Source organism: Agrobacterium tumefaciens (assembly GCA_025559845.1).
Taxonomy (GTDB): Bacteria; Pseudomonadota; Alphaproteobacteria; order Rhizobiales; family Rhizobiaceae; genus Agrobacterium.
The window spans coordinates 964,102-990,937 of sequence record CP048470.1 but is presented as its reverse complement, the minus strand read 5'-3'; the positions used below and the strand labels follow the sequence as shown (position 1 = coordinate 990,937).

At 57.2% G+C, this 26,836-nt stretch carries 24 protein-coding genes; 16 read left to right on the top strand and 8 right to left on the bottom strand.

Going from position 1 to position 26,836, the window contains the following annotated elements; all coding sequences use genetic code 11:
• Window positions 1-4 precede the first annotated feature (4 nt).
• Complete coding sequence (gene rpsA / locus FY156_20915; GenBank protein ID UXS03982.1) at window positions 5-1,705, top strand: 30S ribosomal protein S1; 1,701 nt, start codon at window positions 5-7, stop codon at window positions 1,703-1,705.
• Between the two features lie 83 nt (window positions 1,706-1,788).
• Here the strand turns inward: rpsA and FY156_20910 are convergent, their stop codons facing one another.
• The 4 genes from FY156_20910 to FY156_20895 form a co-directional block, all read right to left on the bottom strand.
• On the bottom strand, window positions 1,789-3,354 hold the full coding sequence (locus tag FY156_20910) for a hypothetical protein (protein ID UXS03981.1): 1,566 nt from the start codon (window positions 3,352-3,354) through the stop codon (window positions 1,789-1,791).
• 242 nt (window positions 3,355-3,596) lie between these two features.
• Window positions 3,597-3,905 carry a hypothetical protein gene (locus FY156_20905; GenBank protein UXS03980.1) on the bottom strand — a complete coding sequence of 103 codons (309 nt, stop codon included), beginning with the start codon at window positions 3,903-3,905 and terminating at the stop codon, window positions 3,597-3,599.
• A 48-nt stretch (window positions 3,906-3,953) separates the two neighbouring features.
• Window positions 3,954-5,195 carry a hypothetical protein gene (locus tag FY156_20900; GenBank protein ID UXS03979.1) on the bottom strand — a complete coding sequence of 414 codons (1,242 nt, stop codon included), beginning with the start codon at window positions 5,193-5,195 and terminating at the stop codon, window positions 3,954-3,956.
• Between the two features lie 81 nt (window positions 5,196-5,276).
• Window positions 5,277-5,903 carry a ribonuclease D gene (locus FY156_20895; GenBank protein UXS03978.1) on the bottom strand — a complete coding sequence of 209 codons (627 nt, stop codon included), beginning with the start codon at window positions 5,901-5,903 and terminating at the stop codon, window positions 5,277-5,279.
• A 161-nt stretch (window positions 5,904-6,064) separates the two neighbouring features.
• Here FY156_20895 and FY156_20890 point away from each other — a divergent pair, with 161 nt between their 5' ends.
• From FY156_20890 to FY156_20855, 8 genes are all read left to right on the top strand, one after another.
• A complete protein-coding gene (locus tag FY156_20890; protein UXS03977.1) occupies window positions 6,065-6,679 on the top strand; it encodes a nucleoside 2-deoxyribosyltransferase in 615 nt (204 codons plus the stop codon).
• Window positions 6,676-7,425 carry an SDR family oxidoreductase gene (locus FY156_20885; protein UXS03976.1) on the top strand — a complete coding sequence of 250 codons (750 nt, stop codon included), beginning with the start codon at window positions 6,676-6,678 and terminating at the stop codon, window positions 7,423-7,425. The genes FY156_20890 and FY156_20885 overlap by 4 nt, the downstream gene beginning before the upstream one ends.
• 586 nt (window positions 7,426-8,011) lie before the next feature.
• On the top strand, window positions 8,012-9,199 hold the full coding sequence (locus FY156_20880; protein UXS03975.1) for an aminopeptidase P family protein: 1,188 nt from the start codon (window positions 8,012-8,014) through the stop codon (window positions 9,197-9,199).
• Between the two features lie 118 nt (window positions 9,200-9,317).
• Window positions 9,318-10,922 (top strand): ABC transporter substrate-binding protein, encoded by a 1,605-nt coding sequence (locus FY156_20875; GenBank protein ID UXS03974.1) that lies wholly within the window; start codon window positions 9,318-9,320, stop codon window positions 10,920-10,922.
• Between the two features lie 63 nt (window positions 10,923-10,985).
• Entirely contained in the window at window positions 10,986-11,993 is a 1,008-nt protein-coding gene (locus FY156_20870; protein UXS03973.1) for an ABC transporter permease subunit, read from the top strand.
• Complete coding sequence (locus FY156_20865) at window positions 11,990-12,904, top strand: ABC transporter permease subunit (protein UXS03972.1); 915 nt, start codon at window positions 11,990-11,992, stop codon at window positions 12,902-12,904. Before FY156_20870 ends, FY156_20865 begins: the two co-directional genes overlap by 4 nt.
• A gap of 3 nt (window positions 12,905-12,907) precedes the next feature.
• Entirely contained in the window at window positions 12,908-13,747 is an 840-nt protein-coding gene (locus FY156_20860) for an ABC transporter ATP-binding protein (protein ID UXS03971.1), read from the top strand.
• The gene (locus FY156_20855) at window positions 13,744-14,589 is read left to right on the top strand and encodes an ATP-binding cassette domain-containing protein (GenBank protein ID UXS03970.1); all 846 of its coding nucleotides are present in this window, start codon (window positions 13,744-13,746) and stop codon (window positions 14,587-14,589) included. The genes FY156_20860 and FY156_20855 overlap by 4 nt, the downstream gene beginning before the upstream one ends.
• Before the next feature lie 69 nt (window positions 14,590-14,658).
• On the opposite strand, the gene FY156_20850 is transcribed toward FY156_20855, so the two are convergent.
• Both FY156_20850 and FY156_20845 read right to left on the bottom strand, forming a co-directional pair.
• Window positions 14,659-16,128: a mannitol dehydrogenase family protein gene (locus FY156_20850; protein UXS05179.1), complete on the bottom strand. Its 1,470-nt coding sequence runs from the start codon at window positions 16,126-16,128 to the stop codon at window positions 14,659-14,661.
• A 76-nt stretch (window positions 16,129-16,204) separates the two neighbouring features.
• Complete coding sequence (locus FY156_20845) at window positions 16,205-16,879, bottom strand: GntR family transcriptional regulator (protein UXS03969.1); 675 nt, start codon at window positions 16,877-16,879, stop codon at window positions 16,205-16,207.
• 246 nt (window positions 16,880-17,125) lie between these two features.
• Here FY156_20845 and FY156_20840 point away from each other — a divergent pair, with 246 nt between their 5' ends.
• Window positions 17,126-18,244: a mandelate racemase/muconate lactonizing enzyme family protein gene (locus FY156_20840; protein UXS03968.1), complete on the top strand. Its 1,119-nt coding sequence runs from the start codon at window positions 17,126-17,128 to the stop codon at window positions 18,242-18,244.
• A gap of 18 nt (window positions 18,245-18,262) precedes the next feature.
• Here FY156_20840 and FY156_20835 read toward each other — a convergent pair whose 3' ends face one another.
• Both FY156_20835 and FY156_20830 read right to left on the bottom strand, forming a co-directional pair.
• On the bottom strand, window positions 18,263-19,285 hold the full coding sequence (locus tag FY156_20835; GenBank protein UXS03967.1) for an LLM class flavin-dependent oxidoreductase: 1,023 nt from the start codon (window positions 19,283-19,285) through the stop codon (window positions 18,263-18,265).
• Between the two features lie 131 nt (window positions 19,286-19,416).
• Entirely contained in the window at window positions 19,417-20,334 is a 918-nt protein-coding gene (locus tag FY156_20830) for a LysR family transcriptional regulator (GenBank protein UXS03966.1), read from the bottom strand.
• 227 nt (window positions 20,335-20,561) lie between these two features.
• Here FY156_20830 and FY156_20825 point away from each other — a divergent pair, with 227 nt between their 5' ends.
• The 6 genes from FY156_20825 to FY156_20800 all read left to right on the top strand — a co-directional run bounded on the left by FY156_20825 (window position 20,562) and on the right by FY156_20800 (window position 26,836).
• Window positions 20,562-21,770 carry an ABC transporter substrate-binding protein gene (locus tag FY156_20825; GenBank protein ID UXS03965.1) on the top strand — a complete coding sequence of 403 codons (1,209 nt, stop codon included), beginning with the start codon at window positions 20,562-20,564 and terminating at the stop codon, window positions 21,768-21,770.
• An 11-nt stretch (window positions 21,771-21,781) separates the two neighbouring features.
• Complete coding sequence (locus tag FY156_20820; protein ID UXS03964.1) at window positions 21,782-22,567, top strand: ABC transporter ATP-binding protein; 786 nt, start codon at window positions 21,782-21,784, stop codon at window positions 22,565-22,567.
• A gap of 1 nt (window position 22,568) precedes the next feature.
• The gene (locus FY156_20815) at window positions 22,569-23,270 is read left to right on the top strand and encodes an ABC transporter ATP-binding protein (GenBank protein UXS03963.1); all 702 of its coding nucleotides are present in this window, start codon (window positions 22,569-22,571) and stop codon (window positions 23,268-23,270) included.
• 2 nt (window positions 23,271-23,272) lie between these two features.
• The gene (locus FY156_20810; protein ID UXS03962.1) at window positions 23,273-24,160 is read left to right on the top strand and encodes a branched-chain amino acid ABC transporter permease; all 888 of its coding nucleotides are present in this window, start codon (window positions 23,273-23,275) and stop codon (window positions 24,158-24,160) included.
• Between the two features lies 1 nt (window position 24,161).
• Entirely contained in the window at window positions 24,162-25,166 is a 1,005-nt protein-coding gene (locus FY156_20805; GenBank protein UXS03961.1) for a branched-chain amino acid ABC transporter permease, read from the top strand.
• A 74-nt stretch (window positions 25,167-25,240) separates the two neighbouring features.
• Window positions 25,241-26,836 carry a choline dehydrogenase gene (locus FY156_20800; GenBank protein UXS03960.1) on the top strand — a complete coding sequence of 532 codons (1,596 nt, stop codon included), beginning with the start codon at window positions 25,241-25,243 and terminating at the stop codon, window positions 26,834-26,836.

Here is a 26,836-nt window from a genome sequence, read left to right as displayed (position 1 = left end):
TTTCATGTCAGTATCTACCCCCACGCGCGAGGATTTCGCAGCCCTCCTCGAAGAATCCTTTGCCTCTAACGATCTCGCCGAAGGCTATGTTGCCAAAGGTATCGTAACGGCAATCGAGAAGGACGTTGCTATCGTCGACGTCGGCCTCAAGGTCGAAGGCCGCGTTCCGTTGAAGGAATTCGGTGCGAAGTCCAAGGACGGCACGCTGAAGGTCGGCGACGAAGTCGAAGTTTACGTTGAGCGTATCGAAAACGCTCTCGGCGAAGCCGTTCTGTCGCGCGAGAAGGCTCGCCGCGAAGAGAGCTGGGTCAAGCTCGAAGCCAAGTTCGAAGCTGGCGAGCGCGTCGAAGGCGTTATCTTCAACCAGGTCAAGGGTGGTTTCACCGTCGATCTGGATGGCGCTGTTGCCTTCCTTCCGCGTTCGCAGGTCGACATTCGTCCTATCCGCGACGTAACCCCGCTGATGCACAACCCGCAGCCCTTCGAAATCCTCAAGATGGACAAGCGCCGCGGCAACATCGTTGTTTCGCGCCGTACGGTTCTCGAAGAGTCCCGTGCTGAGCAGCGTTCTGAAATCGTTCAGAACCTCGAAGAAGGCCAGGTTGTTGACGGCGTCGTCAAGAACATCACCGATTACGGTGCGTTCGTTGACCTCGGCGGCATCGACGGCCTGCTGCACGTCACCGACATGGCATGGCGCCGCGTCAACCATCCTTCGGAAATCCTCAACATTGGCCAGCAGGTCAAGGTTCAGATCATCCGCATCAACCAGGAAACCCACCGTATCTCGCTCGGCATGAAGCAGCTCGAGTCCGATCCGTGGGATGGCATCTCCGCCAAGTACCCGGTTGGCAAGAAGATCTCCGGTACCGTCACGAACATCACTGATTACGGTGCATTCGTTGAGCTGGAGCCGGGCATCGAAGGTCTGATCCACATTTCCGAAATGTCCTGGACCAAGAAGAACGTACATCCCGGCAAGATCCTGTCCACGAGCCAGGAAGTTGACGTTGTTGTTCTCGAAGTCGATCCGTCCAAGCGCCGTATCTCGCTTGGCCTGAAGCAGACGCTGGAAAACCCGTGGCAGGCATTTGCCTACAGCCATCCGGCCGGCACTGAAGTTGAAGGCGAAGTCAAGAACAAGACCGAATTCGGCCTGTTCATTGGCCTCGAAGGCGATGTCGACGGCATGGTTCACCTGTCCGATCTGGACTGGAACCGTCCGGGCGAACAGGTCATCGAAGAGTTCAACAAGGGTGACGTCGTCAAGGCTGTCGTTCTGGACGTTGACGTCGAGAAGGAGCGTATCTCGCTCGGCATCAAGCAGCTCGGCAAGGATGCTGTCGGCGAAGCCGCGGCTACCGGCGACCTGCGCAAGAACGCAGTTGTTTCCGCTGAAGTCATCGGCGTCAACGATGGCGGCATCGAAGTGAAGCTCGTAAACCACGAAGACCTCACCTCGTTCATCCGTCGCGCTGACCTTTCCCGTGACCGTGACGAGCAGCGCCCTGAGCGCTTCTCCGTTGGCCAGGTTGTCGACGCTCGCGTTGTCAACTTCTCGAAGAAAGACCGCAAGGTCATGCTTTCGATCAAGGCTCTGGAAATCGCGGAAGAGAAGGAAGCCGTTGCTCAGTTCGGTTCGTCCGATTCGGGCGCTTCGCTCGGCGACATCCTCGGCGCGGCTCTGAAGAACCGCGGCGAATAATCGTCATACCGCTTGAAATGAAGAACCCGCCGGAGCAATCCGGCGGGTTTTTTGTTGGGTCGATTTTCAGGTTCAAAACCAGTTCATACAATGCCGCCCATGCGTAGATAGTAGGCCTCGGCAGTCTCGTCGCGCACTCCGCCGGAATCATCGTCTTCGGGAGCCGCTTGCATTTCGTCATTTGCCGCAGCGCGCTCTTCGAGATCATCCTCGGTCCCCTGGCCCGGTGGTTCATCTTCCGCCTCGCCCTCCGAGAAAGGCCCGTGGCCGCGATGCGGGGTCTCCGATTCCGGCTCGTCTTTTGCCAATGGGTAGGAAACGAAGGGCAGGGGTGTTCCCTCTTTTGCCAGTAGAGAGGCAACAAACGGTTGGGAAGCTGCCTGTTCGAGAAAGGCGGCCTTGCCGTCGAGCTCCGCCGCCGCTTTGGCTGCCACCTGAGCATGAGAATGTTGCGCCGGCGTTTCTGGCTCTGTTGTTGGCTGTTGCGCTGCGAGTGTCGTAGCTTTGGGCTTTTCGCCGGATTGCTCTACCGCCGGTTCCAAGACGTTTGAGGGAGGAGCCGGTAAGGGCTGTTCGTTGCCGGCCGATGCGATGAGCGTCTTGCCGGTCAGTGCCGCGAACAGCAAGCTTTCCGTTTCCTTGATCGGGAGTGCGATCTGGTTTGGAAGGGCGTTCAGCGCATTTCGAATTTCGACACGCTGCCGTGTTGCTGCCTCATGAGCCTGCGTGTGGGACGGGGTTTGCCGAGTTTCCGTTTTCGCGATGTCGTCGGGGCGCAGATGTGCGGCAGCCGCTTTGACACCGTCCGCCGGTGTCTGCTGCCGATCTGATCTTATTGCAACTTCGGCTGCTGCAGCCGCTTTTCCAGATTGCGGCTGCTGTTCGAGACCGTCTGCTTCCTGAGCCTCAATTACTAACGGCAAGTCCGGCGCAGCGGCCATTCGCGCAACGATCGCTTCCTTCATCGGAGCGGCAAGTTGTGTGAATTGGTTGAGGACCTGTGCGACGAGGCGGTTTGCCGGGCTGCTTACCGGGCTGCTTGCCGCGGGCTGACTGGTCACTGGACCGTTGCCTGACTGCTCGCTTTGAGAGGGCCTTGCCGCATCTGGCATCCGTGGCGGTTGCGGCTGCGAAGCTGGTTGGTCGATCCTGTTATTTTGCTGATAAGAGGTGACGACCGCCTTTGCGGCGAGATCCAGGCCCTTGTAGCGCGACATTTCAATGAGCAGGGCCAGGCGGGCGGCATCCGGGCCGGCTGGATTTTTGAGAATCTCCGCCAGCATGGAGAGGGTAAGTCCCTGAAGCGCTTTACTGACCTGCTGTTCAAGCGCTGCGCGTTGGGCTGGAGGCAATGCGCGCAGAGTTTCCGTCAGGCGTGCCACATAGGTTTCGATTGCCTCACCATCCTTGCGTGGAAGGTTCATCAGTTTGCCGAGAGTTTCCGACAGAATGAAGGTACTGCGAGAGAGCTGATATTCACTGGCAAGTGACGCAATCGTCGTCTTGGCAAAGAGGCTGCCACCGCTTTCATCGCCGACAGGGGTGGTCGAGACCAAAGAGCGTACGACCGGTTGCGTTTTTCCGGCCGACAAGGTCGTCGAATTATACGAGGCATCTGCTGCAGGCACTTTCGGTACAGGCGGTAACATGGTGCGCTCCGTTCGTATCGATAACCGCCGCTGATCATTCAGAGGAGTACGCGCTGGCGGTATGGCCAGAGTTCACAAGTGTCGCGACGGTGATGCACAGGTGTCATCTCGCCCGCTCATGCGGGAGCGTTGTGTGCGCAACGTTGAAAAATGCCCGTTGCCTTGCAGCACACAGAATCATCAAACTCCAGACTGCGTCGTCTAGGTTAAGATTTAGCTAACCATCCAATCTCAGCAGGTGTTTACGGAGAAATGCCGATAAACATGCGGTAGAGGCCATTGTCATCCGAGTTGACCGACGAAATCCGATCTGGCTCAAAGCCATTGATCTCTGTCACTTGTGAGGGTAGCGCATCCAGCCAGCTTGCTTTGGGAAAGCTTCTTTCGGGCCGCAAAGACGCCATTTCGGTTGTCCTGGTTTGGTGGTCCTCTCCGGTCAACATATCGTCGTTCGGCGCCAAAGATGGCGCGGCCAGGGAGAGGAGGGCGCTTGCAGTATTCTCTTCGGCCTCATGGCCTTCGTCACCGGATACCCCGGGCGTATGGGACATTGTTGAACTCACATCATGTTTCGCTCAAATGTCACGGGCAAAGTGCCGTCAGGCGGCTTTCCTCCGCAACAGTTCATAGAGGCCATCTTCATCGATGGATATCGGCAGAATATTTTTTTGGCTTTCGGTAATAACCGCCTGTGCGTCGAGCAACTGTTCCGTCTCGTCAGCTTGGCCGGCTGCTGTCGAGGCCGAGATTTCGGCTGGAGCATCATCCACCTCGCCATCTGCAGGCTTATTGGCATCGCTGACGTTCGATACGGCTGACAGGATGGAAATCATCGCCAGTTCGCCGTCAGTATTGGCAGCGCCGGTCTGCTGTGTCTCGACAGGATTTTCATCCTTCGCCGTTTCGTTCTGTTCTTTCACCGCATCCTGAAGTTTCTGCACCTCGTCCAGCTTCCCGCTGGCATCAAGGGTCTTGATGTCGGCTTCCCGCTCGGCGGCGACCTCCGCATCATTGACTTCGCCGATGCGATTACTGCCCCGTTCGGCTTGCAGCACTTCCCTGGTTTTTGGGTCGGCAACATCTTCGAGGCGCTGAATGACCTTCAAGGTTTCGCGGCTGGTAAGGCCATTGCTTTGGGCCTGTCTATCGAGCGCGTCTTTCAAAGCGCGCGCTTCGTCTCCCCAGGGATTGGCGATGGCCGCAATCATTGCGTTCGCGCTCATGCCAAGGGCTTTAAGGCCGGTTGATTCTTCGAGGTCATCGGTGCTCTTGGGCAAAGTTGCCCTGGCTGCCATGATGGCCTTTGTCATCTGGTCGCCAAAATCGTCTTCCTGGCCGGTAAGGCCTGCACCTTTGGCAATGCGTGCTGCGAGCGAAGCCATAGGGTCTGTTTCGCTGGTCACCGCGCCATTCATGACATCGATAACCTGAGCTTCGGAAACACCGAACGACGTCAGGGAAATCTTGATGGCGTTCCCCTGTGAATCACGTTTCGCAAAGCTGTCGGTCAGAACAAGGGCGTCGTTCAGCCTCTGTGCGAAGGCGCGGTTCGTCTCGTCGCTCTCCTGCGTCACGCCAAGAGCTGAGGAAAACCGGGCCATCAAAGAGGCGAAGGCATCTGGATCGGCTCGCATGGCGCCGAAAAGATAGGAGCTGATCTTTTCGTTGGCGGCACGGTGCGATTGGTCCGGCTGCGGTTGTGTGGCCCTGACCGTGTCGTCTTTCTTCGTGCCTTTTGCTTTTTCCTGCTCTTCCCGCTGGCGGTCCTCGATCGTCTCGATCATGGAGCGCATGAGATCGCTGACACCGATCCCGGTTGCCTGCTGAAGAGGGGTAATCATCGCGATGAATTCCGGCCGCTACGTAAAGTTGCGACCGAGATTAGACCATTGCGGTAAACCGGGCGTTAAGGTGTGCCTTCATCAACTGTGGGCGAAAATGTCGGTGTCTTCCCATCCGAGAAGGTCGAGTTTGGCGCGGGTCGGCAAAAACGCGAAGCAGGCCGTTGCGTGCTCGATGCGGCCATCACGCACAAGGCGTTGTGTAAGCTTGTCACGCAACGCGTGCAGATAGAGCACGTCCGAAGCGGCGTATTCAAGCTGCGCGGGAGAAAGCCTTTCTGCTGCCCAGTCCGATGATTGTTGTGCCTTGGAGATGTCGACTTCGAGCATCTCTTTCAAATTGTCTTTCAGACCATGCCGATCGGTATAGGTACGAGCAAGGCGGGACGCGATCTTCGTGCAGAAGACCGACTCGGTGGTAACGCCAAAGCTATGGAAAAGCACGGCAATATCGAAGCGGCCATAATGGAAGATCTTCTGCCGAGATGGATCGGCAAGCATGGCGACGAGGTTGGGAGCTTCCGTCTGTCCAGCCGCGATACGGATGATATCCGCCGTGCCGTCTCCGGGCGAGAGCTGCACGACACAAAGACGATCGCGGCGCGGTACGAGCCCAAGTGTTTCCGTATCAACAGCGATTGCGCCGATGTAACGGGCGGCATCCGCTTCTGAAATATCGCCTTCGTGATAACGGATGGGCGCAGGCATTAGCTTCTCCAGAGATATCGTGTTTGCTGTACCGGCTATAACCGAAAGGGCTCAAAGGCGATACCGTTTTATCATTCGCGCACGTGTGCCGGATGCTTGCCTTTGGCAACCTTCGCGGGTTAGGCTCCGCCACTTTCCTTTTCAAACCTATGAAATTTTCGATGACAAAAAAAATCTATCTTGCTGGGCCTGAAGTCTTTCTGCCGAATGCCCGTGAAATGCTCGACCTCAAAGCCGCGCTCGCGCGGGAAGCAGGTTTTATCCCACTTTCGCCGGGGGATCTGCAGATTCCGCCTGCCGATACGAAAATCCAGCATGGCTGCAACATCAACGATGTCGACGAGCAGATGATGCTTGAGGCCGATGCCGTTATCGCCAACCTGACCCCGTTTCGAGGCATCGCCGCCGATACCGGAACCAGCTACGAACTTGGCTTTATGTGCGCTCTCGGAAAGCCGGTCTTCGCCTACACGAATGTCGCTGACAGTCACTTCAGCCGCATCACGGCTTATTACGGCGGCGTTGCGAGCCAGGACGAAACCGGCCGCTTTCGTGGACCGGACGGGTTTTCGATCGAGAATTTCGATATGGCGGACAACCTCATGTTGCATGGCGGCATCTTGAGACGTGGCGGCGTGGTGATTGTGGGTCAGGCACCGGAAGATGAATTGTATACGGACGTGGAAGCCTTCAAGCGCTGTCTTGCAGTCGCGGCGGAAAAGCTTCTTCATTCCCCCGATACTGACAGAAAGAATGTAGCGGAGACACTTGCATGACCGGAACCATTTTCATCACGGGCGCGACATCGGGCTTCGGACAGGCCACAGCGCGGCGCTTCATCGCAGAAGGCTGGAAAGTTGTCGGCACCGGTCGTCGAGCAGAACGGCTCTCGGCACTGTCGGAAGAACTCGGTGCCAATTTTTACGGTGCAGTCTTCGACATTACCGATGAAGATGCCATGCAGAAAGCAGTTGCCAGCTTGCCGGCAGATTTCCGCGACATCGATGTCCTCGTTAACAATGCCGGCCTGGCACTCGGCACTTCACCGGCACCCCAGGTGCCGCTGAAAGACTGGCACACCATGGTGAACACCAACATCACCGGCCTTTTGAACATTACCCATCATCTGCTGCCGACGCTGATCGAGCGCCGGGGAATGGTGGTCAATCTTGCCTCCGTCGCCGCGACATATCCCTACCTTGGCGGCAACGTCTATGGCGGGACCAAAGCATTCCTGCGGCAGTTTTCCCTGGGGTTGCGTTCCGATCTGCACGGTAAGGGTGTCCGCGTGACGTCAATCGAACCGGGCATGTGTGAAACCGAGTTCACGCTTGTGCGTACCGGTGGCAATCAGGAAGCGTCGGACAATCTCTACAAGGGTGTCAATCCGATCACGGCGGACGATATCGCCAATACGATCCACTGGGTTGCCTCGCAGCCCAAGCACATCAATATCAACAGCCTCGAATTGATGCCGGTCAATCAATCTTTTGCCGGTTTTCAAGTCTATCGCGAGAGCTGAGCGACGCAGTTCGCCACGTAGTTGATGAAAAACCGTGCAGCGATTTTGCAGCCATGCAGAAATGCATTGCTGCATTGCGAGAGTTGCTCTGTTAAAATTCGCAAATTCGACTATATTTAAATCATCGAAACGGCGCACTCCTCCTCCCAGCGTCGTTAGATGTGGATCGACGGTACTCCTCCTCCCAATCGTCGATCAAGTTTGAAGCCTGCCGCACCTCCTCCCGCGGCAGGCTTTTTCCTTTTTAGGGCTTTCCAAAATTCTTGCTTGGTTACGGCCTGGATGGCGATCTCAAGTCATCCGGCTCTTTGCTGTCGTGGTTGCTCCAGCCACTCTGTCCCTGCCGGCTTCGGTAGTGCGCCGGCTGGGGTTGAGATTTTTGTCGTGTCGTCAAGGCGAGCTTTCATTTGGATTGAAGTCTGGCGATCACGTTTTCGTTATGTCTAGATAAATATGCACAGTTTTGTGGCTGGCCGTGTTCCCGGCCCATTGCCTCGCCAATTGCGTGTGTTATGCATGTGCAAAAGAACGCTTGGGAGGTTGCCAGCACGTTGGTGTTTGTGTGCCCAAAAGCGACGGGGAGAGAATGGCAGACTTTATAGAAGCGCTAAAGCGCTTTCAGCCGGTCGCGGTTGCGCCGATCGCTGAAGACGAATTGAGATTGCGCGTCCGCAATCTGCAAATGCAAATGATCCAGAACAACGTAAAGGCCGTTTGGCTCGATGCTTCGTCATCGTTGACCTATTACACTGGCCTGTCGCTCGGATTGTCTGAACGAATTCATGGTGCTCTGGTGCCGGCTGACGGTGAATTGACCTACGTCAGCCCGACTTTCGAAGAGCCCAAGCTGCAAACGCTGATCCGTATTCCGGGTAACGTTGCCGTATGGGAAGAAGACGAGAGCCCGTTCGACCTGATGGCAGACCGCTTTCAGGCTTTGGTTTGTCCCGGCAGCTTGCTCGCAATCGATCCGGCAACGCCCTTCGTTTTTGCTTCTGCCTTGATGCAGCGCCTGGAAGGGCGTGTGATTTCAGCCCAGCCGATGATCGTCAGGCAGCGGCAGATCAAGTCTGCAGCGGAAATCGCCATCATCCAGACCGCGATGGACGCCAGCTACGGCGTGCAAAAGGCCGTTTTTGAGAACCTGCGCGCCGGTGTTTCAACCACCGAAGTCGCTGACTTCGTTAATGCTGCCCACATCGCGCTTGGCCTCAAGCCGCTTTTCGTTGCTGTTCAGTTTGGTGAGGCGACTGCCTATCCGCACGGTGTTCCTTATGCCCAGACGCTGAATGACGGCGATATGGTTCTGGTCGATCTCGGCGGAATACTGCACGGCTATCGCTCTGATATCACACGCACATATGTCTTCGGTCAGGCCACCGGCCGCCAGCGTTTCATCTGGAACGCCGAACGCGATGCGCAGGCTGCGGCTTTTGCTGCAGCAAAAAATGGTGTTGCCTGTTCGCAGGTGGATGCGGCTGCGCGTCAGTCGCTGACGGATGCGGGCTTTGGCCCCGGTTACACCGTTCCAGGACTGCCCCATCGCACCGGGCACGGACTTGGACTGGATATTCACGAAGAACCATATATCGTTACAGGCAATGAGACGCCGCTTGAACCTGGCATGTGCTTCTCCATTGAGCCGATGCTGTGCGTTTATGGGGAGTGCGGTGTCCGCCTCGAAGATATCGCATATATGACGGAGGCCGGGCCACGGTGGTTCTGCGCTCCGGAAACGAACCTCGACCGGCTCTTTCAGCCGGACGCAAGGTAATTGGTCGGGAGGCAATAAGTCCGATCGGCAACGCGCATCACGTGTTGTCGCTGACCAGGCAAAAAGGCCCGTCAACGGGCCGAAACAGGACTCAGATAAAGAGGGAAAGGACCACCAGATGAAAACGCTGACCCGCAGTTTGCTGATCGCTTCTGCGATTGCGATCACTTCCGCCATGCCCGCCATGGCGAAAACCTTCGTTTATTGCTCCGAGGCTTCGCCCGAGGGCTTCGATCCGGCGCCTTACACTGGCGGCGGTACCTTCGATGCGTCGGCGCACCCGGTCTTCAACCGTCTTGTTGAATTCAAGAAGGGCACGACCGAAATCGAGCCTGCACTTGCTGAAAAGTGGGAAGTTTCCGCTGACGGCCTGGAATACACCTTCCACCTGCGCAAGGGCGTGAAGTGGCATTCCAACGACAAGTTCACGCCGAGCCGCGACTTCAACGCTGATGACGTGATCTTCAGCTATGACCGCCAGGGCAACGACAAGAACCCGTGGCATCAGTACATCGCCGGCATCACCTACGAGTATTATTCCTCGATGGAAATGCCGTCGCTGATCAAGGAAGTGACCAAGGTCGACGACTACACCGTCAAGTTCGTCCTGAAGCACCCGGAAGCTCCGTTCCTCGCGAACATCGCCATGCCTTTCGCTTCGATCGTCTCGAAGGAATATGCCGATACGCTCGACAAGGCCGGCACGAAGGAAGACTTCAACAACCTGCCGATCGGTACGGGTCCATTCAAGTTCGTCGCTTACCAGAAGGACGCGGTTATCCGCTACCAGAAGAACGCCGACTACTGGGGCACCGCACCGAAGATCGACGACCTGATCTTCGCAATCACGCCGGACGCTGCTGTTCGTCTTCAGAAGCTTAAGGCTGGCGAATGCCACCTGATGCCTTACCCGGCACCGGCTGACCTCGACGCCATCCGCGCCGATACCAACCTGAAGCTTGACGAGCAGTCCGGCCTTAACGTTGGTTACCTTGCCTACAACACCACGGTTAAGCCGTTCGACGATCCGAAGGTTCGTAAGGCCCTCAACATGGCCATGAACAAGCAGGCGATCATTGACGCCGTGTTCCAGGGCAACGGTCAGGTCGCAAAGAACCCGATCCCGCCGACAATGTGGTCGTACAACGACAGCGTCAAGGATGACGCATACGATCCGGAAGCCTCCAAGAAGCTTCTCGAAGAAGCAGGCGTCAAGGATCTGTCGATGAAGATCTGGGCGATGCCGGTACAGCGTCCTTACATGCCGAACGCCCGTCGTACCGCCGAGCTTCTGCAGTCGGACTTCGCCAAGGTTGGCGTCAAGGTCGAGATCGTTTCCTACGAGTGGGGCGAATACCTGAAGAAGTCGATGGAACCGGGCCGTGACGGCGCCGTCATCCTCGGCTGGACGGGCGACAATGGTGACCCGGACAACTTCCTCAGCGTTCTGCTGTCTTGCGCTTCGGCTCAGCCGGGCGGTGCAAACCGCGCTTTCTGGTGCAACAAGGAGTTCTCCGATCTCCTGACCAAGGCAAAGCAGACGAGCGACGTTGCTGAACGTACGAAGCTCTATGAGCAGGCGCAGGTCGTCTTCAAGGACCAGGCTCCTTGGGCAACCCTCGACCACTCCACTCAGTACGTGCCGATGCGCAAGAACGTAACGGGCTTCCAGATGAGCCCGCTTGGCGACTTCGTTTTCGACACCGTTGACATCACGGAGTAATCCCAAACAACAGGACGCGCGGGAGAACCATGTTCTTCCGCGCGTCTTTTCAGGAAAAAGACCATGATCCGGTTCATTCTCGGCAAACTTCTCTATCTCGTTCCGACGTTCCTCGGGATTACCATTGTCGCTTTCGCCTTTGTGCGCGTGCTGCCGGGCGATCCCGTGCTGCTGATGGCAGGCGAGCGTGGTATTACGCCCGAACGGCATGCACAGCTTGCCGAACAGCTCGGCTTCAGCCAGCCTGTCTGGCAACAGTACCTTCAGTTTCTAGGGCGTCTCCTGCAGGGCGATCTTGGTAATTCGCTTGTCACGAAGAAACCCGTTCTGACCGAGTTCCTGTCGCTGTTTCCTGCGACGGTCGAGCTTGGCCTCGTCGCCATCATCATCGCAACCGCAATCGGCGTTCCTGTCGGCGTTCTTGCTGCAATCCGTCGCGGTTCCTGGTTCGACCAGATCTCCATGACGACGGCTTTGGTCGGGTTTTCGATGCCGATCTTCTGGTGGGGGCTTCTGCTCATCATCATGTTCTCCGGTATTCTTCAGTGGACGCCGGTGTCAGGACGCATCTCGCTGATGTATTTCTTCCCGTCTGTCACCGGCTTCATGCTGATCGACAGTCTGATTTCCGGGCAGAAAGGCGCCTTTATCTCGGCGTTGTCGCACCTGATCCTGCCATCGGTCGTGCTTGCCACGATCCCGCTTGCGGTCATTGCGCGCCAGACGCGTTCGGCAATGCTGGAAGTGATGGGTGAAGACTACGTCCGCACGGCTCGTGCCAAGGGCATGTCGCCTGCACGCGTCGTCGGCATTCACGCATTACGCAATGCCATGATCCCGGTCATCACCACCATCGGCCTGCAGATTGGCGTGCTGATGGCGGGTGCCATTCTGACCGAAACCATCTTCTCCTGGCCGGGTATCGGCAAGTGGATGATCGATTCCATCTCGCGCCGCGACTATCCGGTGGTGCAGAGCGGCCTGCTTCTGATCGCGGGCATGGTAATGGTCGTCAACCTGCTCGTCGATTTGACCTATGGCCTCATCAATCCAAGGATCCGTCACAAATGAGCAATGTGACCACGACCCAGGGCGTCAAGCTTTCTGACGCCGCCATTCGCCGCCGGATGATCGCCGATTTCTGGTTCTATTTCCGCCAGAACCGCGGCGCCGTCATCGGCCTTGCCGTGTTCATCCTTTTGGTGCTGGTTGCGGTTTTTGCACCGCTGCTTGCACCGCATGATCCGACCCAACAGTACCGCGACGCGCTTCTGATCCCGCCATTCTGGCAGGAAGGTGGTCGCGCCGGCTTCTTCTTCGGAACCGATGCGGTTGGCCGCGACATGCTTTCGCGCCTGATCTACGGTGCCCAATATTCGCTGTTCATTGGTATCGTCGTTGTTTCCATCGCGCTGGTGGGCGGTATTGTCATTGGTCTTATCGCCGGTTTCTTCGGTGGTTGGGTGGATGCCGTTATAATGCGCGTCATGGACGTCATCCTGGCGTTCCCCTCGCTGCTTCTGGCGCTGGTTCTGGTTGCGATCCTCGGGCCAGGCCTCACCAACGCGATGATTGCGATTGCCATCGTCTACCAGCCGCACTTTGCGCGTCTGACGCGCGCGGCGGTGATGAGCGAGCTTCGTCGTGAGTATGTTACAGCAGCGCGTGTGGCCGGTGCCGGCAATATGCGTCTGATGTTCAAGACCATCTTGCCGAACTGCCTCGCGCCCTTGATCGTTCAGGCAACGCTGTCTTTCTCGTCGGCGGTTCTGGATGCGGCGGCACTCGGTTTCCTTGGCATGGGTGCGCAGCCGCCGTCGTCCGAATGGGGCACGATGCTTGCCGAAGCGCGTGAATTCATTCTGCGCGCATGGTGGGTTGTAACCCTTCCCGGTCTCGCGATCCTGATTTCCGTGCTCGCGATCAACCTCATGGGCGACGGGCTGCGTGATGCGCTCGACCCGAAATTGAAGCGGAGCTAACGAATGAGCCTGCTGAAAATCAAAAACCTCACGGTCAAGTTCGCCACCGCGACCGGTTCTTTTACTGCCGTTGACGGCATTGACGTCTCGGTCGACAAGCACGAAGTGCTGGCGATCGTCGGTGAATCCGGTTCGGGCAAATCGGTGTCGATGCTGGCCGTCATGGGCCTGCTGCCCGATACGGCGATGATCACTGCCGACGAAATGACCTTCGACGGCAAGAATCTTCTGGCCCTGTCGCCGCAGGAGCGCCGCAAGCTGATCGGCCGGGAGATCACAATGATCTTCCAGGAGCCGATTGCCTCGCTCAATCCTTCTTTCACGGTCGGCTTCCAGATCGAGGAAGTGCTTCGCCTCAACCTCGGCATGAGCGGTTCTGCGGCACGCGCCCGTGCTCTGGAACTGTTTAAGGCGGTTGGTATTCCTGACCCGGAAACCAAGCTCAAGGCCTATCCGCACCAGATGTCTGGCGGTCAGTGCCAGCGCGTCATGATCGCCATCGCCATCGCATCGAAGCCGCGTCTGCTCATCGCCGATGAGCCGACCACGGCACTCGACGTGACGATCCAGAAGCAGATCCTCGATCTCTTGATGAAGCTTCAGGAAGAATACGGCATGGCGCTGATCCTGATTACCCATGACATGGGCGTCGTTGCAGAAACGGCTGACCGTGTCGTGGTGCAATACAAGGGTCGCAAAATGGAAGAAGCGGATGTTCTGAGCCTGTTCGAAGCACCGCAGCATCCTTACACCAAGGCGCTGCTTGCCGCGCTGCCGGAAAATGCAACCGGTGACCGTTTGCCGACGGTATCAGACTTCTTCGGCAAGGAGGGCGTACAATGAGTGTTGTCGTCGAAGGTAAGGGGATTACCCGCGATTACCACGTTCCGGGTGGCATGTTCGGCGGTTCCAAGATGGTGCAAGCGCTGAAAGGCATCGATTTTGCCGTTGAACGTGGCAAAACGCTGGCCATCGTCGGTGAATCCGGTTCGGGAAAATCCACGCTTGCGCGCATCATTGCGCTCATTGACCCGGCATCGGGCGGTGAGCTGAAGATCGAAGGACAGGCGGTTGATATCGCCAAGCGTCGTCCTGGTCCCGATATGCGCTCCAAGGTGCAGATGGTGTTCCAGAACCCTTACGGTAGCCTCAATCCGCGCCAGAAGGTTGGCGATGTGTTGATGGAGCCGCTGGTGATCAATACGTCCGTCCCAGCCGCAGAGCGTCGCGAACGCGCAGAAGCCATGCTGGTCAAGGTTGGTCTTGGCCCGGAGCACTTCAACCGTTATCCGCACATGTTCTCGGGCGGTCAGCGCCAGCGTATCGCCATCGCACGCGCCCTGATGCTGAACCCGACGCTGCTGGTTCTGGACGAGCCGGTTTCTGCGTTGGACCTATCGGTTCAGGCGCAGGTTCTGAACCTGCTGGCCGATCTTCAGGAAGAATTTGAGCTGACCTACGTTTTCGTCAGCCACGATCTTTCCGTGGTGCGTTACATTGCCGATGACGTGATGGTGATCTCAAAGGGTGTTGCCGTGGAGCAGGGCACGCGAGAGGAACTGTTCGCGGATCCGAAGCATCCCTATACACGCCAGCTTTTTGCGGCGACGCCGATCACCGATGTCGATGCCATTCGCGCTCGCGTCGAGCGCCGCAAGGCTGCACGCATCGCCGCGACAGCCTAAGCATTTGTTTTGAAGACGAAACAGGCCGGTTTTCCGGCCTGTTTTTTTGCACATTGATTTCCAAGCGATTCACGTTTTCAGAAAACTGCTGACAGCGGCAAGCGCACCATTGTCCCTGACATGACGATATGCAGTTTTCAATTCTGCAACGAAGTCTGTGTTATCAGGAAGGTCGTTACCGAATGTACGGGTGAAGCTGAGGAAGCGGTCGATGACGTCGTCCGGCTCCATCCGTAGCTGGTCGGGTGCATCCCATTCATTGAACACTGGATCCAGGATCGTAATCGGCTCGCCGTTTTCATCGATCGTCGCGCAGGATCGGACCCAGAGCGCGACGGCGAGCACAAGGGGTCGGCTATCGGCCTTGAACGCCAGCAGCTCTCGCAGCGGCGCGAGGATGCGCAGCGGCAACTTCTGCGAGGCATCTGAGGCGATCTGCATGGTCTTGTGTTGAAGCGCGGGGTTGCCAAAGCGCTCGCGTAAACCGGCCGCAAATGCCTCTCCGTCAACGGCGGCACTGAGTGTTTGTTTCACAGCATGCCAATAGGCATCAATAAAGCGCCGGATCGCAGGTTCGCTCCATGCATCGGCGACGGTGGCGAGCCCGGCGACCTGGCCGGTTGCCGCAATGGCGCTGTGTGCACCGTTTAGCATTCTGAGCTTCATATGCTCATAGGGTTCTACGTCTGCAACGAACTCCACACCGGACTTTTCAAGCGCTGGTCGTCCGTGTGGAAAGCGATCTTCAATGACGAAGCGGAAGTAAGGCTCAGCGACCACGGGCCAGGCGTCCTCAACGCCAAGGGCCGCTTTGATGCTTTCGCGATCAAGGCTGGTGGTTGCTGGAACGATCCTGTCGACCATTGAACAGGGACAGGCGATGTTCTCGCCGATAAAATCCGCCAGTTCGGGTTTGGCCAATCTCGCATATTCCAGCAGCAGTTTTTGCAAGACACGGCCATTGGATGGGAGATTGTCACAGGGCAAAAGTGTAAGTGGCACAGAACCTTCTGAAAGCCTGCGCTGTGTGGCGGCGAGAATGAAGCCGTAAATGGTTCGCGGCTTGTCGGGATTTGCAAGATCGTGGAGGATATCCGGGTGGTCGCGCAGCAGGGTCTTGCTGGCAAGATTTGTAACGTAACCTTTTTCAGTTACGGTCAGCGTGACAAGCCGGACAGCCGGATCGGACAAACGGTCGATGAGTGTCTCGCGCGCCTCAGGCGCGACGATCGTTTCGACAATGGAGCCGATGATGCGCAGCTTCTCGCCATCTGCATCGCGCAAGCTGAACGTGTAGAGATTGTCTTGAGGTTCGATTGCATCGCGTGTGTCTGCACTTCTGAGCGATGCGGCCACAATGCCCCATCCGGTCTCGCCCCGCGCGAGGCAGTCATCGATAAAAACCGCCTGATGGGCGCGGTGGAAGGCCCCGACACCGAGGTGAACGATACCCGGTGTGACCGCGTCGCGATCATAAAGGGGGATTTCGATGGATTGAGGCAGATAGGACAGGGTTTTGGCGGAAAGCCGTTCTGACATTGGCAGCGTCGTGGCTTTCGGATTTTCAAACGACAATTCTGTTTCCTCCCAGTTGTCTTTATCATGCTGCCGGCAGCTATCCTCCGTTCTGCTTCAGCAGACGTATCTGGCGCAACGTGTTTTGCCGGCTGCGCTCCAGGTGGCGCCACAAAGCATCGACGATCTGTGCCTTGCTTTTGGCACCCACCGCATCTGCGATATTCTGGTGCTCATCGACAGAACGGCTGTAGTCACCCAAAATCGAGACGAAAACGGTGTGCGTCTGGTCGAGGATGCGCTCATGCGAACCGGAAATGACGGGAATATTCGCAGCACTGACAAGCAGGCTGTGGAAAGAACGATCATAGAAAAGCGCCTGTGATAGGTCGTCCAGGCTGGTGCCTTTTGAGAAAGCACGATGTTTCTCGAGGCTTTCCAGAAGTTTTGCATGGAGGGTGTCGTTCAACTGCCCGGCGTCGAATGCCACTTCGACCGCACCTTTTTCGATAAGCATTCTGGCGGCGTAGAGTTCCTCAACATCCTCAATGCTGAAATCCCGCACCACCATGCCGCGGCGGGATGAATTGATCACGAGCCCATCCGCCTCGAGCTTGAGACAGGCTTCCTTGATCGGAGTTGGGCTTATTCCGAGATCTGCGGCGAGTTCGTTGGGAAGCAGTCGCTCCCCGCCACGCAACCGCCCACTGACGATACGCGAACGCAGTTCCTGGTGGGCCTGTTCGGCAAGAGTGACTTTGACCAAGCTGTTCATGCAAACATCATTGCTCAACCATAAAAGATCGGCAATCCGTCGAAATTAAAAATAAAAAATTTTTTATTTTCTATGGTCGATAGTTTGCGTTAGTTCTTATGTCTACGCTCACGGCTTCTGGGAGGAAGGCTGCTGAGTTTGGTCAAGAGGTTGGTTTGACGGTTTGCGGCCCGTTGCGGGCGCGGCCTTTTCACGTCCGCCATGCTCCTCCCGAGATGATTGAGCGCAAGGGAGTGAGTGTGCCTTATGAAAATCAAGTCGGTCGAACCGTTTATCCTGCACCTGCCGTTAACCTCGGCATCCATTTCAGATTCTACCCACAGCATCACCCACTGGGGCGTCGTTGGCGCCAAGATCGTAACCACTGATGGCCTAGAGGGGTATGGCTTTACCGGAACGCATGCGCACCTGCCTTCCGATCGACTGATTACCTATTGCATCAGCGATTGTTATGCTCCCTTGCTCATTGGCGAAGATGCATCCGATCATTCCCGACTGTGGACGAAGCTGGCGCGTTATCCCTCGTTGCAGTGGGTTGGGCGTGCTGGCATCACGCACCTTGCGCTGGCGGCCATCGATGTGGCTCTTTGGGATCTGAAGGCCAAGAAGGCTGGCGTTCCGTTGTGGCACTATCTAGGCGGTGCAAGAACCGATCGGCTGGAAGCCTACAATACCGATATCGGCTGGCTCTCCTTCAACCTGGAAAATTTGCTGGCCGGGAGCGCAAAGGCCGTGGAAGAAGGCGGGTTCACACGCCTCAAGATCAAGGTCGGGCACGACGATCCGAATGTTGATGTCGAGCGTCTTGCTGCTGTCCGCAAGCGCGTCGGTTCATCGGTCAGGATTGCTATCGACGGTAACGGCAAATGGGACTTGCCGACCTGCCAGCGTTTCTGCGCCGCCGCCCGTGATCTCGACATTTATTGGTTCGAGGAGCCAATGTGGTATGACGACGTGACGAGCCATGCGCGGCTGGCGCGCAACACGTCGATCCCCATTGCGCTTGGCGAGCAGCTTTACACCGTGGATGCCTTCCGCTCATTCATCGATGCCGGTGCGGTCGCTTACGTTCAGCCGGATGTGACGAGGCTCGGTGGCATAACCGAATATATTCAGGTCGCCGATCTGGCGTTGGCTCACCGGTTGCCCGTGGTGCCGCATGCCGGTGAAATGAGCCAGGTGCACGTGCATCTGAGCTATTGGCACCCGGCCTCGACCATTCTCGAATACATCCCCTGGATCAAAGACCATTTTGAGGAGCCGGCCAATGTGGTTGATGGTGTCTACAAACGCCCGCAACAAGCGGGCGCCAGCACGACGCCGCTTGCCGCAAGCATGGAGCGTTACGGCAAGCCGGTCAGGTGAGGTGACGCCACCAGGCGATTAACGCCAGCCGAGGGCCGGGGCCACCTGCTTCAGGATCGTTTCGATCACGTGTGTGTTGTACGCGACGCCGAGTTGGTTCGGTACGGTCAGAAGCAGCGTGTCGGCCTCGGCGATGGCCTCGTCGGCCTTCAGTTGCTCTATAAGCGCTTCCGGCTCGGCCGCATAGCTGCGCCCGAAGATCGCCCGCGTTTTGTCGTCAATGAAGCCGATTGAGTCATCTTCCTTGTTGCCATAACCAAAGTAGGCCCTGTCCATCTCATTGACGAGCGCGAAGATACTACGGCTGACGGAGACGCGTGGTTCGTGTTCGTGACCTGCCTCTTTCCAGGCGGCTCGGTAGGCCCTGATCTGCTCGGCCTGCTGGACGTGGAACGGCTGACCCGTTTCATCCGTCTTCAGCGTCGAGCTTTGCAGGTTCATGCCAAGCTTTGCGGCCCATTCGGCGGTCGCATTCGAGCTTGAACCCCACCAGATGCGCTCGCGCAGACCATCCGAATGCGGTTCCAGCCTGAGGAGGCCTGGCGGGTTGGGGAACATCGGCCGTGGATTGGGTTGTGCGAAACCTTCACCTTTCAAAAGTTCAAGAAAGACTTCGGTGTGCTGGCGCGCCATATCCTCTTCAGTCTGGCCTTCCGCAGGGCGATAGCCGAAGTAGCGCCAGCCATCGATGACCTGCTCCGGCGATCCGCGACTGATGCCAAGTTGCAGGCGCCCTCCCGATATCAGATCGGCGGAGCCGGCATCCTCGGCCATGTAGAATGGGTTCTCATATCGCATGTCGATGACGCCGGTACCGATCTCGATCGTCTTCGTTCTAGCGCCAACCGCAGCAAGCAGCGGGAAGGGCGAGGCAAGCTGCCGGGCGAAGTGGTGTACACGGAAATAGGCCCCGTCAGCTCCAAGTTCTTCGGCTGCAACCGCAAGGTCGATCGATTGTAACAGCGTATCCGCGGCTGAGCGCGTTTGCGACTGGGGGGAGGGCGTCCAGTGCCCGAACGACAAAAATCCGATCTTTTTCATGATGGCCTTCGAAACGTTGGAGGAGTACCGGCAAGCCGGTATCGTTGTTGCCTGTCATATAGGCATCGCTCCCCCTTATCCAATCCAGCAATCGGAAACAGGGTGTCGCTGAAATGTGAACGACAGGATGCTCAGATGAGGGTTTTACGATCGAGCACGAACAGTTTCTCGTGAGCGCGAACCGTGTTCAATATGAAGTCCATCAAGGACCGTACGCGTGGCACATCGGCAAAGTCGTGATGGCTTGTCAGCCAGTAGCCGCGCCGCAACTCCACCTCTTCCGGCAGAACCATCTGCAGGTCAGGGAACCGTGCCGCTATGAAGTTTGGCAGGATGCAAAGGCCGCGACCGCCGAGGGTTGCAGTCAGCTGCGCAAAGATGCTGGAAGACTGAAAATTTGGCCTTAATCCCGGCAGCACGTCCCGCATGTAATCGAGGCCCGGGGAAAAGATCAGATCCTGTACGTAACCAATGAAGAAGTGGTCGAGAAGGTCTTCGCGGCGGGTGATTTTTGGCCGGCCGGCGAGGTAAGAGCGCGATGCGTAGATGTGCAGCGTATATTCGATGATCTGTTCATTGACGTAGGGACCAGCTTTCGGCGGGTCGAGCGTCACTGCCACATCGGCTTCTTTTCTGGAAAGGGCCATGATCTGCTGGATCGTCACCAGTTCCACCATGATGTGGGGATGGGTCGCGGCGAAGTCGTTGAGCTTTTCAACAAAGAAAAAATTGGAAAAACCTTCCGGAGCACTCAGCCGTACCACGCCGCGCAACAGGCTGCCGCTTTCGGAAATATCCGACTGCAGTCGCTCTGCTTCAGCCTCGATGCGCTCGACGGTATCGACTAGCCGACGCCCCACAGTCGTCAGTTCATAACCACGCGGATTTCTCTCGAACAGCTTGGTTTTAAGAGAGAATTCCAAGCGGTCGATGTGGCGGGAGACGGTGGCATGACTGGTCCGCAGGCTGCGGGCTGCGGACGAAAGCTGACCGGTTCGCGCGACAGCGAGAAAATATTGCAGGTCGTCCCAGGTGAAAGGCGTCGCCATATTGTTCCCGAAGAAGTGACTTCTGTTCAAAAATGAACAGTTCCTGTTCGCAATTTGATGATGCAGCCGTCTTGTGTCAATGCGCGAATTCGAGAAATCTAGGCTCAGGATGCATCGCTTTGAGGAGGGCGATGTGACCATTTCAGTGCAGATCGGAGCTGGTGCTCCGTTCACGACTGCACAAGTTGGATCTGAGGCTCGCAATCGATCTCTGGGAGGAGAAGTCAATGCGCAAGAGCATTATTTTGTCTACGGCCATGGTGTTGGCCGCGGGAACTGCCGCTTATGCCGCCGATCTTTCGGATGGCAAGGTCAAGATCGGCATCCTGAACGACCAATCCGGCGTCTATGCCAACTTCGGTGGCAAGTATTCTTTCGAGGCCGCCAAGATGGCGGTGGAGGATTACGGTGGGAAGGTGCTGGGCGCACCGGTTGAAGTTGTGACCGCCGACCACCAGAACAAGGCTGACGTTGCATCCAATATTGCCCGTCAGTGGTACGATACCGAACAGGTCGATTCCATTATGGAACTGACGTCCTCGTCGGTTGGTCTTGCCGTGCAGGCACTGTCCAAAGACAAAAAGAAGATCACGATCAACACCGGTGCCGCAACAACGGAGCTGACCGGCAAGCAGTGCAGCCCCTATGGTTTCCACTGGGCCTACGATACCTATTCTCTGGCTGTCGGAACTGGCGGCGCACTGGTGAAGCAGGGTGGCGATAGCTGGTTTTTCCTGACCGCTGACTACGCCTTTGGCTATTCGCTGGAAGAAAACACCAGCAATTTCGTCAAGGCCAACGGCGGTAAGGTGCTCGGTTCGGTACGCCATCCATTGGCAACCACCGACTACTCGTCATTCCTGCTGCAGGCACAGTCCTCTGGCGCCAAGGTCATCGGGCTTGCGAATGCCGGCCTCGATACGTCCAACGCTATCAAGCAGGCGGCGGAATTCGGTATTGTTGCCGGTGGCCAGCGCCTTGCGGCCCTGCTCTTCACCCTCGCAGAAGTTCACGGTCTCGGTCTGGAAGCGGCACAGGGCCTGACACTTACCGAAGGTTTTTATTGGGATCGCGATGACGAGTCCCGCAAGTTCGGTGAACGCTTCAAGGAGCGTACCGGCGCGATGCCGAACATGGTTCATACTGGTACTTATTCGGCGGTCCTCCATTATCTGAAGGCCATCGAGAAGGCCGGCACGGATGATGCCGATGCCGTGGCCAAGGCCATGAAGGAAATGCCTGTCAACGACGTCTTCGCAAAGGACGGCCATGTAGCTGCCAACGGCCGGATGATTCACGACATGTACCTCATGGAAGTGAAAAAACCGGAGGAAAGCAAACAGGCCTGGGACTACTACAAGGTGCTCGCCACCATTCCCGGCAAGGAAGCCTTCATGGACCCTGCCAAGAGCGGTTGCTCTCTGGTAACGCAATAAGGGAACATTCAATGACGATCGCTCCCGTCCTTGCCAGACAGGAGGACCACCGCGTCGTGCTTTCGGCGCGTGGGCTCTCCAAGACTTTCGGCGCATTCGCGGCCGTGAAGAACGTCGATCTCGACGTCGAACATGCCCGCGTGCATGCCCTGATTGGTCCGAACGGCGCGGGGAAAACGACGGTCTTCAACCTGTTGACCAAGTTTCTCCAGCCCTCGGGCGGGACGATCACCTTCATGGGAACGGATATAACAAAAACGCCACCGGACAAGGTGGCGCGGCTCGGTCTCGTGCGTTCTTTCCAGATCTCGGCGGTGTTTCCGCACCTCACAGTTCTGGAAAACGTACGGGTCGCGCTGCAAAGGCCAAACAATCTCGCCACGCAGTTCTGGTTGCCGCTCTCCTCGCTCGACACGCTCAATGCACGCGCTGAAGAACTGATCAGCATGGTCGGGCTGACGCGTGAAAAAGACGCGCTCGCCGCCGATCTTTCCTATGGGCGCAAGCGCGTGCTGGAAATCGCAACCACGCTGGCGCTCGACCCCAAGGTTCTGCTTCTGGACGAGCCAATGGCAGGAATGGGTGGCGAAGACGTTGCGCATGTCGCGGACCTCATCCGCGAAGTCGCAAAGACCCGCGCCGTCTTGATGGTCGAACACAATCTCAAGGTCGTGGCGGATATCTGCCACCATGTCACGGTGCTGCAACGCGGAGAGATCCTTGCGGAAGGGGACTACACCGCAGTTTCCGCCGATCCGCGCGTGCGCACGGCCTATATGGGTACGGAGGAAGCCTGATATGGTGGCACTTCTCGAAGTTTCAAATCTGAAATCCTGGTATGGCGAAAGCCAGGCGCTTCATGGCGTCGATCTCAAGGTCGGTGAAGGCGAGACCATCACTATTCTAGGGCGCAACGGCGTTGGAAAGACCACCACGCTGCGCACCATCATGGGCATCATCCGCAATCGCAAGGGCACCATCAAGCTTGCAGGCAAGGACATGATGCCAGTGCCGCTGCATCGGACCGCAAAACATGGCATCGGCTTCGTTCCTGAAGAACGGGGTATCTTCGCGACCCTGAGCGTCGAGGAAAACCTCAAGCTTCCGCCGGTTGTGTCCGAGGGTGGTATGAGCCTCGACGAAATCTACGAGCTGTTTCCCAATCTCTACGAACGCCGGGGCAGCCCTGGCACGAAACTCTCTGGAGGCGAGCAGCAGATGCTGGCTATGGCGCGCATATTGCGTACCGGCGTCAAGGTTCTGCTTCTCGATGAGCCGACGGAAGGGCTGGCACCCGTCATCGTTCAGCGCATCGGCGAGGTTCTGCAAAAACTCAAGAGCCGCGGCATGACAGTGGTTCTCGTTGAGCAGAATTTTCGCTTTGCGAGCAAGATCGCCGATCGCTTCTACCTGATGGATCACGGACATATGGTCGGCGATTTTCCGGTTGGCGAACTGCCTCATCGTATGGGCGAGCTTAACAAAGTGCTGGGGGTTTAACGATGACGATGATCTTCGGCATTCCTGTGCAGGCCCTGTTGGGCCAATTGCTCGTCGGCCTCATCAACGGCTCGTTTTATGCGTTGCTGTCGCTCGGCCTCGCCGTCATCTTCGGCCTGCTGCGCGTCATCAACTTCGCCCACGGCGCGCAATATATGCTCGGCGCGTTCGTGGCCTTCCTCGGGCTACAATATTTCGGCATCAATTTCTGGGTTGCACTGGTGGTGACACCGCTCGTTGTGGCGCTGTTCGGCGCCATCATCGAACGGTTCATGCTGTCGCGCCTTTACGATCTTGATCCGCTCTACGGCCTGCTGTTCACCTTCGGTCTGGCGCTTGTGGTGGAAGGGACTTTTCGCTGGCTTTATGGCGCGGCCGGTCAACCCTATTCGGTTCCGCCGCAGTTAGCAGGTGGCACCAATCTGGGCTTCATGTTCCTGCCGAACTACCGTGCCTTCGTCGTTGTCATTTCCCTTATCGCCTGCATCGCGACATGGGCGCTGATCGAAAAGACCCGTCTCGGCTCCTACCTGCGCGCCGCTACGGAAAACCCGACGCTTGTCCAGGCATTCGGCATCAACGTGCCGGTTCTTTTGACCCTGACCTACGCGCTTGGAGCCGGGCTTGCCGGGTTCACCGGTGTGCTGGCCGCACCGATCTATCAGGTGTCGCCTCTCATGGGCACCAACCTCATCATCGTGGTGTTTGCCGTGGTCGTGGTCGGCGGCATGGGATCGATCATGGGTGCCATCGTAACGGGTTACATGCTAGGCATTGCGGAAGGACTGACCAAGGTCTTCTATCCGGAGGCCTCAAACATCGTCATCTTCGTCATCATGGCCTTTGTGCTTCTCATCCGCCCCGCCGGACTTTTCGGAAAGGACGCCTGATATGTCCAAAGCCATTCAGAACTCTGCTGCTGCCTTGCCTCATACGGAAGTGTCTACAACGGCTGGAACCATCCGGACGGCGTTGATTGTTGCCGGCCTTGGGGTACTGGTTGTCGCGCCGATGTTCATCTACCCGATCTTCCTGATGAAGCTCTTGTGCTTTGCGCTGTTTGCCTGCGCCTTCAATCTGCTGATAGGCTATACGGGTCTCCTGTCGTTCGGCCATGCGGCGTTCTTCGGCGGCGCGGCCTACTTCACGGCCTATTCTGTGAAGGAATGGGGTGTGACACCGGAGATCGGTCTCGTCATTGGCATGGCCGGGGCTGCCCTTCTTGGTCTGGTCATCGGCTTTTTTGCCATCCGGCGTCAGGGCATCTACTTCGCCATGATCACGCTTGCCTTGTCGCAGATGTTCTATTTCTTCTGCCTGCAGGCGCCGTTCACACACGGGGAAGACGGACTTCAGGGTGTACCGCGCGGCCACCTCTTCGGGATTCTCGATCTCAACGCGACAAACAGCATGTACTACACGGTGCTGGCCGCTTTTGTGATTGCATTGCTGGTGATATGGCGTTTCGTCAACTCGCCCTTCGGCATGATCTTGAAGTCGATCCGCGAGAACGAGCAGCGTGCCATTTCACTGGGATACAGTGTCCAGCGCTACAAGCTTGGTGCATTTGTAATGTCGGCAACACTTGCGGGTCTGGCGGGTGGTCTCAAGGCGCTGGTTTTCCAGTTCGCGACCTTGACCGATGTGACCTGGCAGATGTCTGGCGAAGTCATTTTGATGACGTTGCTCGGTGGCATTGGAACCATGATCGGGCCAATCTTCGGCGCTGGTCTTGTCGTTACCCTCCAGAACTATCTGGCGACATCTGATTTTCCGGTGACGATCATCACCGGTCTCGTCTTCATGGCCTGCGTGCTGGTCTTCCGCCGTGGCCTGATTGGCGAATTCTACGCTTCACGCATTGGTCGGAAACTCGGTTTCCAGCATCGCGGCTAGGTTTTGTGAAAACGGAATGAATGGTCTGGCTCGTGCCGTTTTCGGCACGAGAGCGGGACTGCACGGAGAAAAGCATGGGCGAATATGACTATATCGTCATCGGAGCGGGCAGCGCTGGCTGCGTTCTCGCCAACCGCCTCTCGAAAGACCCGAATAATCGTGTGCTCTTGCTGGAAGCCGGCGGTAGCGACAACTATCACTGGATCCACATTCCGGTCGGTTATCTCTACTGCATCAACAATCCGCGTACGGACTGGTGCTTCAAGACGGCGGAAGAACCGGGACTGAATGGCCGGTCGTTGATCTATCCGCGGGGCAAGGTTCTTGGTGGCTGCTCATCCATCAACGGCATGATCTATATGCGCGGCCAGTCGCGTGATTATGACATGTGGCGTCAACTGGGTTGCGAGGGTTGGGGGTGGGATGATGTACTTCCCTACTTCGTGAAGTCTGAGGATTTTTATCGCGGCAAGAGCAGCTTGCATGGGACGGGCGGCGAATGGCGGGTGGAAAAGGCACGTGTTCGCTGGGATGTGCTGGACGCATTTCAAAAGGCCGCTGCAGAAGCTGGAATTCCCGCGACGGATGATTTCAACAGAGGCGACAATGAGGGTGCAGGCTACTTTGACGTAAACCAGCGTTCGGGTTGGCGCTGGAACACCGCCAAGGCCTTTCTGAAGCCGGCGCGTGGTCGTGCCAACCTGACCGTTCTCACCAAGGCGCATGTGCGACGGCTTATTATCGAAGAAGGTGCGGTCAAGGGGGTGGAGTTCCATCATGACGGCGTGTCGAAGACAGCGCACGCACGCAGGGAGACCGTTCTCTCCGCAGGCGCGATCGGTTCGCCCCACATTCTTGAATTGTCGGGTGTCGGGCGCGGAGACGTGCTGCAGAGGGCGGGGATCGACTCGGTGTTGGAGGTTGAAGGCGTTGGCGAGAACCTTCAGGACCATTTGCAATTGCGGATGATCTACAAGGTTTCGGGTGTGTCGACGCTGAACGAAAGGGCGTCGACGTTGTTTGGAAAGGCCCGTATCGGTTTCGAATATGCGCTGAGCCGTTCCGGCCCGATGGCGATGGCGCCGAGCCAGCTTGGCGTCTTCACACGCTCTTCTCCGGAAAAGGAGACGGCCGATCTGGAGTATCACGTGCAACCTGTATCTCTCGATAAGTTCGGCGAACCGGTTCACACATTTCCCGCGATCACCGCCAGCGTCTGCAACCTGCGCCCCGAAAGTCGAGGCTCGGTGCACGTCAAGGGTCCTGATTTCGCCATGCAACCAGAAATACGGCCAAATTATCTGACGACGGAAGGCGACCGTCAGGTCGCAATCGATGCTATGAGGCTGACCCGTCGTATTGTCGGGCAGCCGGCTTTCTCTCGGTTTAGACCTGAAGAATACAAGCCCGGTCCGTCCTATGAAAACGACAATGATCTGGCGCAGGCGGCCGGGGATATCGGCACGACGATCTTTCACCCGGTCGGCACGCTACGCATGGGCTCCGATCTCGAGAGCGTCGTTGACGCCCGCCTTCAATTTCGGAAACTTCGTGGACTGCGGGTGGCGGATGCGTCGATCATGCCGCGGATCACCTCAGGAAACACCAATTCGCCGACCATCATGATTGCGGAAAAAGCCGCCGACATGATCCTCGCGGACAATCGATAA

Coding starts and splice junctions, on each gene's coding strand:
- FY156_20825 (UXS03965.1), top strand. CDS start 20,562: ATGCGCAAGAGCATTATTTTGTCTACGGCCATGGTGTTGGCCGCGGGA.
- FY156_20850 (UXS05179.1), bottom strand. CDS start 16,128: ATGTCAGAACGGCTTTCCGCCAAAACCCTGTCCTATCTGCCTCAATCC.
- FY156_20870 (UXS03973.1), top strand. CDS start 10,986: ATGATCCGGTTCATTCTCGGCAAACTTCTCTATCTCGTTCCGACGTTC.
- FY156_20890 (UXS03977.1), top strand. CDS start 6,065: ATGACAAAAAAAATCTATCTTGCTGGGCCTGAAGTCTTTCTGCCGAAT.
- FY156_20885 (UXS03976.1), top strand. CDS start 6,676: ATGACCGGAACCATTTTCATCACGGGCGCGACATCGGGCTTCGGACAG.
- FY156_20895 (UXS03978.1), bottom strand. CDS start 5,903: ATGCCTGCGCCCATCCGTTATCACGAAGGCGATATTTCAGAAGCGGAT.
- FY156_20860 (UXS03971.1), top strand. CDS start 12,908: ATGAGCCTGCTGAAAATCAAAAACCTCACGGTCAAGTTCGCCACCGCG.
- FY156_20880 (UXS03975.1), top strand. CDS start 8,012: ATGGCAGACTTTATAGAAGCGCTAAAGCGCTTTCAGCCGGTCGCGGTT.
- FY156_20800 (UXS03960.1), top strand. CDS start 25,241: ATGGGCGAATATGACTATATCGTCATCGGAGCGGGCAGCGCTGGCTGC.
- FY156_20805 (UXS03961.1), top strand. CDS start 24,162: ATGTCCAAAGCCATTCAGAACTCTGCTGCTGCCTTGCCTCATACGGAA.
- FY156_20900 (UXS03979.1), bottom strand. CDS start 5,195: ATGATTACCCCTCTTCAGCAGGCAACCGGGATCGGTGTCAGCGATCTC.
- FY156_20910 (UXS03981.1), bottom strand. CDS start 3,354: ATGTTACCGCCTGTACCGAAAGTGCCTGCAGCAGATGCCTCGTATAAT.
- FY156_20840 (UXS03968.1), top strand. CDS start 17,126: ATGAAAATCAAGTCGGTCGAACCGTTTATCCTGCACCTGCCGTTAACC.
- rpsA (UXS03982.1), top strand. CDS start 5: ATGTCAGTATCTACCCCCACGCGCGAGGATTTCGCAGCCCTCCTCGAA.
- FY156_20815 (UXS03963.1), top strand. CDS start 22,569: ATGGTGGCACTTCTCGAAGTTTCAAATCTGAAATCCTGGTATGGCGAA.
- FY156_20830 (UXS03966.1), bottom strand. CDS start 20,334: ATGGCGACGCCTTTCACCTGGGACGACCTGCAATATTTTCTCGCTGTC.
- FY156_20855 (UXS03970.1), top strand. CDS start 13,744: ATGAGTGTTGTCGTCGAAGGTAAGGGGATTACCCGCGATTACCACGTT.
- FY156_20820 (UXS03964.1), top strand. CDS start 21,782: ATGACGATCGCTCCCGTCCTTGCCAGACAGGAGGACCACCGCGTCGTG.
- FY156_20845 (UXS03969.1), bottom strand. CDS start 16,879: ATGAACAGCTTGGTCAAAGTCACTCTTGCCGAACAGGCCCACCAGGAA.
- FY156_20865 (UXS03972.1), top strand. CDS start 11,990: ATGAGCAATGTGACCACGACCCAGGGCGTCAAGCTTTCTGACGCCGCC.
- FY156_20875 (UXS03974.1), top strand. CDS start 9,318: ATGAAAACGCTGACCCGCAGTTTGCTGATCGCTTCTGCGATTGCGATC.
- FY156_20810 (UXS03962.1), top strand. CDS start 23,273: ATGACGATGATCTTCGGCATTCCTGTGCAGGCCCTGTTGGGCCAATTG.
- FY156_20835 (UXS03967.1), bottom strand. CDS start 19,285: ATGAAAAAGATCGGATTTTTGTCGTTCGGGCACTGGACGCCCTCCCCC.
- FY156_20905 (UXS03980.1), bottom strand. CDS start 3,905: ATGTCCCATACGCCCGGGGTATCCGGTGACGAAGGCCATGAGGCCGAA.